Below are 11,892 nucleotides of genomic sequence, written 5' to 3' on the forward strand. Positions count from 1 at the left end.
GCCAGGCCATGAGTTCGCTGACCCGCACACTGATCACCCTTGGCTTCTCCGACCTGGAAAAAACTGAGCGGTTCCTGGGCTTCCCGGAGCTGGCCGGACTCGACCGGGACGAGCTGCTCTCGGGGCTCGGGGCGGCCAACGACCCGGACCTGGCCCTGCAGTCCCTGGTCCGCCTCCTCAGCGCCGTCCCCGCGGCCTACGGCAGGCTCACCACCGCGGATCACGAGACGGGCAGGGCCGTCCCGAACGAGGCGCTCTTCCGGCTGCTTGGCGCCTCGGAGGCCCTGGTGGAGTTCCTGATCCGCCACCCGGAGCACCTGGATGTCCTGGACACGCCCACCTCCCCGGAGCCTGCACCCGTCCCGCACGCGGCGCTCCGGGCCTCGATGCTGTCGGCCGTGGGTGCCGACCCGGAGTCGCGGACGCCCGTGGCGGCGCTTTCCGGCACCGAGGCGCGGATCGCGCTGCGCACCCGGTACCGGCGGCACCTGGCGGCCCTGGCCATCCGGGACCTCTGCGCCGCCTCGCCGCAGGACATCATGCCGATGGTGGGCGCCGAGCTGGCCGATCTTGCCGCGGCTGCCCTGGACGCCGCGCTGGCCGTGGCCCGCGCGGAGGTGGCGGAGCAGTTTCCGCCACGGGAGGTGGCCGCCGTGAAGCTTGCCGTCATCGGCATGGGCAAGTGTGGCGCGCGGGAGCTGAACTACATTTCCGACGTCGACGTCATGTACGTGATCGAGGTGGACGGCCTGGGGACGGACGACGCCGGCGGGCTGGATGAGGCGCACGCCGTCACCGTGGGCAGCGCGCTGGCCTCGGCCGTCTCGCAAGCCATCCACGCCCCCGAGCGCGAGCCAGGGCTGTGGGAGGTGGACGCCAACCTGCGTCCGGAAGGAAAGGACGGCCCGCTGGTGCGGACCCTGGGGTCGTACCTGCACTACTACCAGCGCTGGGCCAACGATTGGGAGTTCCAGGCGCTGCTGAAGGCCCGCGGCATGGCGGGGGACCGTGGGCTGGGCGAACGGTTTGAAAAGGCCGTGGCGCCACTGATCTGGACGTCCTCCGAGCGCGAGGGGTTTGTGGCGTCCGTGCAGGCCATGCGCCGGCGCGTCACGGCCCACATCCGCGACTCGGAGGCCGGCCGGCAGATCAAGCTGGGCAAGGGCGGGCTGCGCGACGTTGAATTCACCGTCCAGCTGCTGCAGCTGGTCCACGCCAAGAACGACGCCTCCCTGCGGCTGCGGGCCACGACGGAGGCCATCAACGCCTTGATGAAGGCTGGCTACATCGGCCGCACGGACGCAGCCCACCTTGATTCCGCCTACCGGTACCTAAGGGTCCTCGAGCACAGGATCCAGCTGGTGCACATGCGCCGCACGCACCTGATGCCGACCGCACCGGACCAGCTGCGGGCCCTGGCGCGCGCTGTGACGGGGCCCATGAACCTCAAGCGTCCCAGCGCCGAGTCCCTGCTGGCGGACTGGGGCAGGGTCAAGCGGCAGGTCCACGAGCTGCACCGGCACATTTTCTACCGTCCCATTCTGGCGTCGGCCGCGCACCTGAGCGCCGAGGACGCGGCCCTGACCACCGACGCGGCCAGGGCGCGGCTGGCGGCGCTGGGCTATCGCGACGCGCCCGGCGCCCAGCGCCACATCGAAGCCCTGACGGCCGGGGTGAGCCGGCGCGCGGCACTCCAGCGCCAGCTCCTGCCGGTGTTGCTGGGCTGGCTGGCCGACGGCGTGAATCCCGACGGCGGCCTTCTCGCCTTCCGCCGTGTCAGCGAGGCGCTGGGCACCTCCCACTGGTACCTGGGGATGCTCCGCGACCACCGGGCCGCCGCTGAACGTCTGTGCCACGTGCTCTCCAGCTCCCGGCTCGTGACCGACCTGCTGGAGGTATCGCCGGAGGCGACGGCCTGGTTCGGCAATGACAAGGAACTTCTACCGCTGACGTTCGAGACGCAGTGGGCCGAGATCCAGTCCAAAATGTCCCGCCACCCGGAACCGGCCGACGCCATCAGGCTGATCCGCCTGATCCGCCAGCGCGAGATCCTGCGAACGGCCATCGCCGACTGTTCCGGGCTCCTGACCCAGGAGCAGGTCTCCGCCGCGCTCAGCGACGCGGACCGGGCAGCCGTGCTGGGCGCACTGCTGGTTGCCGAAGCCGACGTGCTGGACGGCGGGCCGGCACTGACAAGGGTGCTCGTGGTGGCCATGGGCCGGCAGGGCGGCCGGGAGATCGGCTACGGTTCGGACGCGGACGTCCTGTTCGTGCACCGCCCGGTTGACGGCGCCAACGAGGGGGAGGCCCAGGAGCAGGCCAAGGACATCGTGGCGAAGCTGATGTCCATGCTCACCCAGCCCGTCCGTCCGGCCATCATGGCCGAACGCGTGCTGAGCATCGACGCGGACCTGCGCCCGGAGGGCAAGAACGGGCCGCTCGTGCGGTCCCTCGAGTCCTACCGGGAGTACTACGCCAGATGGTCCTCGGCGTGGGAGGCGCAGGCGCTGCTCCGCGCGCTGCCCATGGCGGGCAGCGACGAGCTGGCCGTTGACTTCATCGCGATGGTGGACCCGGTCAGGTACCCGGCAGCCCTGGGTGAGCCGGAACTGCGGGAGATCAAGCGGCTCAAGGCCCGCATGGAGTCGGAGCGGCTGCCCCGCGGGGCCGATCCCGCCCGGCACGTGAAGCTGGGCCGCGGCGGCCTCAGCGACGTCGAGTGGCTCGTCCAGCTGTGGCAGCTGCAAAATGCCCACGCTGAACCGTCCCTGCGGACCACTCAGACGGCAGCCGCCCTCCACGCCGCCCATGGGCTGGGCCTGGTTGACGCCGAGGACGCTGCCGTGCTGGACGCGGCATGGCGGCTGGCCGGAAAAATCCGCAACGCCAACGTCATCTGGACCGGCAAGTCGTCGGACCTGCTGCCGTCAGCGCGCGGCGACCTGGAGGCCGTGGCCCGCTGGTGCGGGTACGAGCCAGGGCATGCCGCAGCCTTTGAGGAGGATTACCTGGGGCTCACGCGGCGGGCGAGGGCCGTCTTTGAGCGGTTGTTTTACGGGTAGCGCGTCCCGCGGGACCGGGCCTACCGGAAGCAATGCACGGGCGTGGGAGGGCATGGTGACCACCTGGGCCCCGCCAGCCGTGGGCCGTCGTGGACAAAGCCTTCCCCGCGGCCCGTGAGGGCCTCCACGGGCCGCCCCTTCCAGAGCGCCAGCAGTTGCGCGTCCTTGCGCGGGGGAGCCAGGTTGTGCAGTTCGCCCGGGCCGGTGTCCAGGTCGAAGAGCTCCCCGGTGCCCCATCCGGAAGCGCGCCGGGGACTTCCCCGCACAGCTCCCGGGCACCCCGGCCAGGTCCAGCAGGGTGGGCATGACGTCGCGCAGTTCCACCACCTCGTCGACCACGCCGCCGCACCTTGCCGCGGTCGGAGGCGAACACCGTGATGGCGTCCCGGCCAACGCCATGGCACGTGGTCGTCGAGAAACTTCACGTCCCGGCGGTGTTCGGCACGGGAGGGTGGATGAAGCCGTCGTGAATGATGACGGCGTCAAAGCCCACCCGGCTGCGCTCCGGATGGCCGTGCAACTTTCCGCCGGGCCTGCGTCTGGTAGCCGGCCCGGCGGAACCCGCCCTGCAGCGTCACCGGATGAACGGCGTCGAACGGGACGCCTTCCTCGTGGCCCACCCTGCCGTGGCGCTCCGGGGACTGCCCTGTGAACAGCGCCAGGCGGTGGACACGCCACTTCCACGGCTTTCAATGGTGGACATTTTGTGCTTGGGTGGCCGACACTGTAAGAGACAAGAGCATACGCATGAATTATGCCTGCCAAGCCTGTTCTCAACTGGGGGAGGGACTTGGGGCCGTCCGGCCGGTCGCAAAAACTACCATCCGAGGGGTTTTCAATGCTTAGAAGTCAACCCGTAAAACGCTCACGAATCGGCAGGATTGCCGTATTCGGAGCGCTATTAGCCGCAATTGCCATGATGTTTGGCATCGGCGGCGCGTCAGCTGCTGCCCCGCAGGGTGCCTTGAACGGAGCCCAGACAGGCGTCGTCGCGGCCTCCTCCGTCTCGCAGGGTCAGTGGATTTGGCCGTATTCGGCGCAGGATTCCACGACGTTGGCGGGTCAGTGGATTTGGCCGTATTCGGCGCAGGATTCCACGACGTTGGCGGGTCAGTGGATTTGGCCGTATTCGGCGCAGGATTCCACGACGTTGGCGGGCCAGTGGATTTGGCCGTATTCGGCACAGAATTCCACGACGTTGGCGGGTCAGTGGATTTGGCCGTATTCGGCTCCGGTCACCACCCTGGCCTAGCGAAAAACCGGGACCCGGATGTTTCCGGCCGGGTCGCATGGGTAAACGACGAAAATTGAAAGCGCGGCTGGCCGGACACCCGGCCGGCCGCGCTTTTCACGTGGAATGGCGGGCGCACGTGGCAACCTCACAGTTTTGCCCCCAGTTTTTTGTGGGTGGGGCTGCCCACATGAGACGCTGCCCACACTATCGTTAAGAGCACGCCGGCCAGGGAGGGCCGGCCGCACCGCCCGGACTGCAACGCTGCAAGCCGGCGGGGAGTCCAACCAGGAGTCAAAGGAGACCCCGCCATGGCGCAACTGCTCACCACCGAAGGCCCCCAGGCCCAACATGCCCGCCGGCACGATTCGCCGGCACCGCAGGCACGCCCGGCGCCTGCGTCCCCTGCGGTCACCCAGACCACGGGCCAGACCACGGGGCGGGAGGCCATGCACGGCATGGTGCCCTGCGATCGCGAATGCCCCTACTGCTGGGGCCCGGAAACCGACTAAACGCGGCCCCTTGCGCCTTATCGCACCTTCCGCCGAATCGCATAGAATCTATCCCTGACCCCTGTGCAGAGGTCCATCCGGACACCTGCACAGTTTTTCCGCGCCCGCCGTCGGGCGCACCCCGCGGCCGCGGCACACTCCACACGCGCCAACACAACGAAGGATGGTCCTAGGATCTTGAACAACTACCGGTTGACCACCACCGGACGTGGACGGGCTGCCCTCGGCGCCATGCTCGCCGTGCTGGCCCTGTCCCTGGGCATTGCCTCGGCTTCCGCCTCCGTGCTCCCCGCCCCTGCGCCCGCCGCGGCACCGATGATGCCCGCGGCGGCCCCGGCGGCGGCCGCGGATGTCCAAGGCAAGACCTTTGCCATCGCCACTGACACCACGTTCGCGCCATTTGAGTTCCGCAACGGCAGCGGCGACCTGGTCGGCATCGACATGGACCTCCTTCGGGCCATTGCTGACAACCAGGGCTTCAAGGTCGACATCAAGTCGCTCGGCTTCGATGCCGCACTGCAGGCGCTGCAGTCAAACCAGGTCCAGGGCGTCATTGCCGGCATGTCCATCACCGACAAACGCAAGCTCATCTTTGACTTCTCCGAGCCGTACTTCGATTCCGGCGTGCAAATGGCGGTGGCCAAAAACGACGACACCGTCAAGACCTACGCCGACCTCAAGGGCAAGACCGTGGCCGTCAAGAGGGGCAGTGAGGGCGAAACCTTTGCCAATTCCATCAAGGCCAAGTACGGCTTCACCGTCAAGGCCCTGGCCGATTCCGCCACCATGTATGACGACGTCAAGGCGGGCAATTCCGTCGCAGTGTTCGACGACTACCCTGTACTTGCCTACGGCGTCAGCCAAAACAACGGGCTGAAGATTGTCACCCCCAAGGAACGGGGAAGCTCCTATGGCTTCGCCGTAAACAAGGGCCAGAATGCGGATCTCCTCGCCGCTTTCGACAAGGGTTTGTCCAACCTGAAGGCCAGCGGCGAATACCAAAAGATCCTCGACAAGTACCTGGCGGCGCCGGCGACGGCCCAGAAGACCAGCTTCTTCGACCTGCTGGTCAACAGCTTCCCCGCGCTCATGAAGGGCCTCGGGATGACGCTGCTGGCCACGGCACTGTCGCTGGTCATCGCGCTGGTGCTCGGAGTCCTCTTCGGCTTTTTCAAGGTGGGCGAAAGCAGGATCCTGCGCATTCTGGCCAACATATATGTGGAGATCTTCCGGGGAACCCCGCTGCTGGTGCAGGCGTTCTTCTTCTACTTCGGCCTGCCCCAGCTCACGGGCCAGCCCCTTGACGTGCTCACGGCCGGTGTCATCACGCTGAGCCTGAATGCCGGTGCCTACATGACGGAGATTGTCCGCGGCGGCATCCAGTCCGTGGACCCCGGCCAGCTGGAGGCCAGCCGCAGCCTGGGCTTGAGCTACGTCACCTCCATGCGACGGGTGGTGGTGCCGCAGGCCATCAAGATCATGACGCCGTCGTTCATCAACCAGTTCGTCATCACTTTGAAGGACACGTCCCTGCTGGCCGTCATCGGCTTCGCGGAACTGACCTACCAGGGCCAGCAAATTTACGCTTCCAACTTCCGGACCGGTGAAACGTTGATCATCGTGGCGGCCCTGTACTTCATCGTGATCTTCATCTTGACCCAGCTTTCCAACGTCCTGGACAGGAAGTTCAACAAATGAGCACCACCGCAAGCGGCGCGACGTCAAAAATCAGCGTCCGGAACCTGAAAAAGTCCTTCGGCGCCAATGAGGTCCTCAAAGGCATCAACGTGGACGTGGCCGAGGGCGAGGTGGTCTGCGTGATCGGCCCTTCCGGATCCGGCAAGTCCACCTTCCTGCGCTGCCTGAACAAGTTGGAGGACATCACGGCGGGCACCGTGTCGGTGGACGGGTTCGACCTCACAGACCCGAAGGTGGACCTGAACGCGGTCCGCCAGCACATTGGCATGGTGTTCCAGCACTTCAACCTTTTCCCCCACATGAGCGCCATCCAAAACATCATGCTCGCACCGGTTGAGCTGAAGAAAATGGACAAGGCCGCCGCCCGAGCCAAGGGAATGGAACTGCTGGAGCGCGTGGGGCTCGCCGAAAAGGCCGACGCCCGACCGGCGTCGCTCTCCGGCGGCCAGAAGCAGCGCGTCGCCATTGCCCGTGCCCTGGCCATGAACCCCGGCATCATGCTCTTTGACGAGGCCACGAGTGCCCTCGACCCGGAAATGGTGGGCGAGGTGCTCCAGGTGATCCGGGACCTCGCGGCCGACGGCATGACGATGGTGGTGGTCACGCACGAGATGGGCTTTGCCCGGGAAGTGGCCGACCGCGTCATCTTCATGGATGCCGGCGTCATTTGCGAGGAGGGCGCCCCCGAGGCGATCTTCTCCCACGCCGAGCAGCCGCGCCTCCAGGACTTCCTGGCCAAGGTCCTCTAACAGGAACACCGTGGTGGGCGGCCGGCCGCCCCATGACCATGCCTCCGACGACGACCGACGGCGGCGCAACAGTGAAAGCGGGCAGCCCATGGAATTGCAGGCCGTTGTGGACGAGATCGTCCACGAGGTCCAGCCGATGCTGGGCGAGGGCGCAGTGGCGTCGTACATCCCCAGCCTGGGCCAGGTGCCGGCCGGCAACTTCGGCATGTGCGTGGCAATGTCCGACGGCCCCGTCTGCGGCGCCGGGCAGTGGCAGGACCCGTTCTCCATCCAAAGCATTTCCAAGGTGTTCTCGCTCGCGCTGGTCATGTCCTACGACTACGACTCCATCTGGAAGCGGGTGTTCCGGGAACCGTCCGGCACGCCCTTCAACTCGATGCTGCAGCTCGAGGCGGACAACGGAATCCCCCGAAACCCGTTCATCAACGCAGGCGCGCTGGTGGTGACGGATCGGCTCCTGACCCTGACGGGCGACGCCGCCGGCTCCGTCCGCGGGCTCCTGCGCAAGGAGTCCGGCAACCCGGCCATTGACTTCGACGACGAAGTTGCCGCGTCCGAGGCCCAGCACGGTCACCGGAACTACGCCATGGCGCACCTCCTGGCCAGCTACGGCAACCTGGAAAATCCAGTGGAGCTGGTCCTGGAGAACTACTTCAAGCAATGCTCGTTGAGGATGTCCTGCGAGGACCTGGCCGCGGCCTCCCGTTTCCTGGCCCGGCATGGCGTCTCCGCGGGCGGCACGCCGTTCCTCAGCCCCAACCAGAGCAAGCGCATCAACGCCGTCATGCTCACGTGCGGAACCTATGACGCGGCCGGCGAATTTGCCTACCGCGTGGGCCTGCCCGGAAAGAGCGGCGTCGGCGGAGGCATCGTGGCCATTGTCCCTGGACGCTGCGCCGTCACCGTCTGGGGACCGGCGCTGGGACCGAACGGCAACTCCGTGGCCGGCATTGCCGCCCTCGACGCCTTCACGACCCGCACCGGCTGGTCCATCTTCTGACGCGGCCGATCGCCCCGGTGGTTGAGCTGGTCCCGGTGGTTGAGCTTGTCGAAACCCGGCTGGCCCCGCGCCCGTTAGGATTTTGACATGGCTGTTTCCTCACCCGGCGTGACCCTGGCCCCGTTGAAGTCAGCAGCAGGGCCGGAACTGGAGCGGCTGCGGGCGGGGATTTCCTCCCTGGAACTGGCGCCCGGGCAGGAGGCGTTCGTGGGGCGGCCGGGGCTACGGCACCCGCGCAACGGTGGCCGCCGTCGGGCTGGCCGGTGAAGTGGCGCAGGCCCTGGCGCTGCCGGCCAGGGGCGTGGTGCTGGGCGTCAACGAGCGCAATCAGTGTGGGCTGACCGCCTGCCTCAGGGCAGGCTTTGTGGACCGCGGCCCGCAGGGAACTGGCACGCACGGAGTCGGAGATGGTGGCCAGGGCGCGGTCTGCTGGCCTGTCCTGGGAGGCAATCGCGCTCTGCCTGGGCGTCAGCAAGCAGGCCGTCCACAAAAAGTACGGCAAGCGGTAGGGCCCAAACGACCGACGCCGGCACTTGGGCGAGTTGAAAAACTCACTCAAGTGCCGGCGTCGTCCGTGAACAGTTCCCGCAAATTTAGGCCGAAGGTGGGCCCACGCGCCCGGGGGCCGGCCGGTGGGGCCTAGCAGCCGTAGTAGAGCTCGAACTCGTACGGGTTCGGGCGCAGCTGCAGCGGCTTGATCTCGTATTCGCGCTTGTATTCGATCCAGGTGTCAATCAGGTCCTGGGTGAACACGCCACCGGCCTGCAGGAATTCGTTGTCGTTCTCCAGGGCGATCAGCGCCTCGTCGAGCGATTCCGGTGCCTTGGGGATGTCCTTGGCTTCCTCCGGCGGCAGCTCGTAGAGGTCCTTGTCGATGGGGGCCGGGGGCTCGATCCGGTTCTTGATGCCGTCAAGGCCGGCCATCAGCTGGGCGGAGAATGCCAGGTACGGGTTGGAGGAGGGGTCCGGAGCGCGGAACTCGAGGCGCTTGGCCTTCGGGTTGGAGCCGGTGATCGGGATGCGGATGCCCGCGGAGCGGTTGCCCTGCGAGTACACCATGTTGACCGGGGCCTCGAAGCCCTTGACCAGGCGGCGGTAGGAGTTCACCGTCGGATTCGTAAACGCGAGCACGGCGGAGGAGTGCTTGAGCAGGCCGCCAATGTACCAGCGGGCCAGGTCGGAGAGGCCGGCATAACCCTTCTCGTCGTAAAACAGCGGCGAGCCGTTGCTCCACAGCGACTGGTGGCAGTGCATGCCGGAGCCGTTGTCGCCAAAGACGGGCTTGGGCATGAAGGTCACGGACTTGCCCCAGGCCCACGCAGTGTTCTTGACGACGTACTTGAACTTCTGGAGGTCGTCGGCCGAGTGCACCAGCGTGTTGAACGTGTAGTTGATCTCGGCCTGTCCGGGGGCGCCCACTTCGTGGTGGGAACGCTCGACGGCGAGGCCGGCCGCATCCAGTTCGATGCACATGGCGTCGCGGAGGTCGGCCTGGTGGTCAATGGGGGCAACGGGGAAGTAGCCGCCCTTGATGGGGGTCTTGTAGCCGAGGTTGCCGCCCTCTTCCGGCCGGCCCGTGTTCCAGTTGGCTTCCTCGGAGTCGACCTTGTAGAACGAGCCCTTCGGTGAGGATTCGTACTGGACGTTGTCGAAGACGAAGAATTCGGCCTCGGCGCCGAAGAAGGCGGTGTCGGCAATGCCGGTGGAGGCCAGGTATGCCTCGGCCTTCTCAGCCACGCCGCGGGGGTCGCGGTGGTACGGGTCGCCCGTGCGCGGGTTGACGATGGAGAAGTTCAGGGCAAGGGTCTTCTCCATGCGGAACGTGTCCACGAAGGCGGTCGTGGGGTCCGGGATGAGCTGCATGTCGGACTCGGCGATGCCTTGAAACCCGCGGATGGAGGAGCCGTCGAACAGCTGGCCGTGGACAAAGAAATCGAGGTCCACCGTCTTTGCCGGCACATTGAAGTGCTGCTGGACACCGGGCAGGTCGGTGAATCGGATGTCGATGAATTTCACATCTTCGTCCTTGATGAACTGCAGGACTTCTTCAGCGTTCTTGAACATCTACGCTCCTTGGCGTTCTGGATTCACAGCCGATTGGGTTCGGCCTTGGGTGCTTGACGCAACTGGGAAAAGACTATGTCGATGCCATTACTCAAGGGTGTCAGAAATGTTTCCGGCACGTTACAACCCCTCCTTGCCGGCGACCCGGTGGGTGCGCTGTGGCCCGCCACCGGTAGGCTGGAGGGGTGGTAGATCGTAAAGACATCGGTTCCTGGCTCAGTGGGCCTGACACTTCCAATATATCCAAATACCCGGGCGAACGGTTGGGGTTGCCGGAATCCGGGCGCGGTTCCATGGCCCGCGCAGGGCGGCGGATCGTTGCGATCTGTATTGACTGGGGCCTGTGCTACCTGATTGCGGCAGCATTTTTCCACACCAACTCCACCGCCATCCTGGGCATTTTTGCCGTGGAGCAGATGGTGCTCGTGGGCACCCTTGGCTACAGCGTGGGCCACCGGATCATGCGCATCCAGGTCCGGAAGCTCGACGGCGCCCCTGCCGGCCTGCTCGCCGGCGTGGTCCGCGCCGTGCTCCTGTGCCTGCTCATTCCGGCCGTCATCGTCGATGCCGACCAGCGCGGGCTGCACGACCGTGCCATGAAGACGGTCCTGGTCCGGCGGTAGGGCAGGCCACCCGTGCCGTTGCGGGCCGACAGGGCTGCGGTTTCGCCCCGCTGCGTCCCAGCCGGTGAAATGCAGGAAGGCCCCGTTTTCCTGTCCGGGCGGACAGGGGAACGGGGCCTTCCTGGCGGGCGGAGCTAGCGCCCGCGTGCAGCCTTGCGGTCCGGGCGCGCCTTGTAGGGGTCGATGCCCTTCGGGATGGGCAGCTTGTTGCCCATGGAGCTGATGCGCTTGTTGACGGCGGCCACCTCGACCTTGGTCAGCTCGCCCTTGAGCTTGTTCATCTTCTTGGTCAGCTTGGCGATCGGGACCTGGCCCTCGTCCTTGCCGGTCTCAATGACAGTGATGGCCACGTTGGGCAGGATCCTGCCCAGGCGGCGTCGTTCGGCGTCCACCAGGCCCTTGATGCGCGTGGAGGGGCCTTCGGTGACCAGGACGATGCCCGCCTTGCCGATGGCGCGGAACACCACGTCCTGGGTGCGCGGGTTCACCGCGGCAGGCTGCTCCTCAACGATCCAGCCCTTCTTCAGCGAACTCAGGGCAGCTCCGGCGGCTCCGGGCTTGCCTTCAATCTGGGCGTAGGCGGCACGCTCGGCGCGGCGGGACATCAGCAGCAGCGCCGCCAGCAGGCCCAGCGGAATGCCTATCAGCAGGCCGTTGATCCACGAATGCGGGGGAATCAGCAGCGACACCAGCAGGGAGACGAGGATCAGCCCGAAGAAGGCGCCAAGCATGATCCAGGTGACCATGGGGTCATGGCGGCGGGTCATCTTGAAGATGTCCACCATCTGCTTGAGGCGGCCGGGCTTCTTGTCCTTCTTCTTCGCACCGTCCTTCGGTGCGCGGCTGAAGAGTGAGCGCTTCGGCTTGTCGGAGGCGGAGGGTGCTGAGTCAGTGGATTTGGCCATAGTACGTCAATTCTAGCGGGTGTCGGGGGTGGCTGTGCGCGGGGAAAC

The 11,892-nt window shown here is 66.5% G+C and carries 9 protein-coding genes; 7 read left to right on the forward strand and 2 right to left on the reverse strand.

Going from position 1 to position 11,892, the window contains the following annotated elements; all coding sequences use genetic code 11:
- Positions 1–8 precede the first annotated feature (8 nt).
- The 6 genes from G6034_RS10945 to G6034_RS10975 all read left to right on the forward strand — a co-directional run bounded on the left by G6034_RS10945 (position 9) and on the right by G6034_RS10975 (position 8,519).
- Complete coding sequence (locus G6034_RS10945; RefSeq protein ID WP_176635143.1) at positions 9–3,062, forward strand: bifunctional [glutamine synthetase] adenylyltransferase/[glutamine synthetase]-adenylyl-L-tyrosine phosphorylase; 3,054 nt, start codon at positions 9–11, stop codon at positions 3,060–3,062.
- 1,542 nt (positions 3,063–4,604) lie between these two features.
- Entirely contained in the window at positions 4,605–4,805 is a 201-nt protein-coding gene (locus G6034_RS10955) for a hypothetical protein (RefSeq protein ID WP_176635145.1), read from the forward strand.
- 177 nt (positions 4,806–4,982) lie between these two features.
- On the forward strand, positions 4,983–6,503 hold the full coding sequence (locus G6034_RS10960; RefSeq protein ID WP_343038018.1) for an amino acid ABC transporter substrate-binding protein/permease: 1,521 nt from the start codon (positions 4,983–4,985) through the stop codon (positions 6,501–6,503).
- The gene (locus tag G6034_RS10965; RefSeq protein ID WP_176635146.1) at positions 6,500–7,252 is read left to right on the forward strand and encodes an amino acid ABC transporter ATP-binding protein; all 753 of its coding nucleotides are present in this window, start codon (positions 6,500–6,502) and stop codon (positions 7,250–7,252) included. Before G6034_RS10960 ends, G6034_RS10965 begins: the two co-directional genes overlap by 4 nt.
- 88 nt (positions 7,253–7,340) lie before the next feature.
- Positions 7,341–8,252 carry a glutaminase gene (locus G6034_RS10970; protein ID WP_176635147.1) on the forward strand — a complete coding sequence of 304 codons (912 nt, stop codon included), beginning with the start codon at positions 7,341–7,343 and terminating at the stop codon, positions 8,250–8,252.
- Between the two features lie 87 nt (positions 8,253–8,339).
- Positions 8,340–8,519: a hypothetical protein gene (locus G6034_RS10975; RefSeq protein WP_176635148.1), complete on the forward strand. Its 180-nt coding sequence runs from the start codon at positions 8,340–8,342 to the stop codon at positions 8,517–8,519.
- A gap of 372 nt (positions 8,520–8,891) precedes the next feature.
- On the opposite strand, the gene glnA is transcribed toward G6034_RS10975, so the two are convergent.
- Positions 8,892–10,316 (reverse strand): type I glutamate--ammonia ligase, encoded by a 1,425-nt coding sequence (glnA, locus tag G6034_RS10980; RefSeq protein ID WP_176635149.1) that lies wholly within the window; start codon positions 10,314–10,316, stop codon positions 8,892–8,894.
- A 185-nt stretch (positions 10,317–10,501) separates the two neighbouring features.
- Between glnA and G6034_RS10985 the strand changes: the two genes are divergently transcribed.
- On the forward strand, positions 10,502–10,939 hold the full coding sequence (locus tag G6034_RS10985; RefSeq protein ID WP_176635150.1) for an RDD family protein: 438 nt from the start codon (positions 10,502–10,504) through the stop codon (positions 10,937–10,939).
- 134 nt (positions 10,940–11,073) lie between these two features.
- On the opposite strand, the gene G6034_RS10990 is transcribed toward G6034_RS10985, so the two are convergent.
- Positions 11,074–11,844, reverse strand: coding sequence for a DUF4191 domain-containing protein (locus G6034_RS10990; RefSeq protein WP_176635151.1), 771 nt, complete (start codon positions 11,842–11,844; stop codon positions 11,074–11,076).
- Positions 11,845–11,892 lie beyond the last annotated feature (48 nt).

Source organism: Arthrobacter wenxiniae (assembly GCF_013376105.1).
In the GTDB taxonomy this organism is placed as follows: Bacteria; Actinomycetota; Actinomycetes; order Actinomycetales; family Micrococcaceae; genus Specibacter; species Specibacter wenxiniae.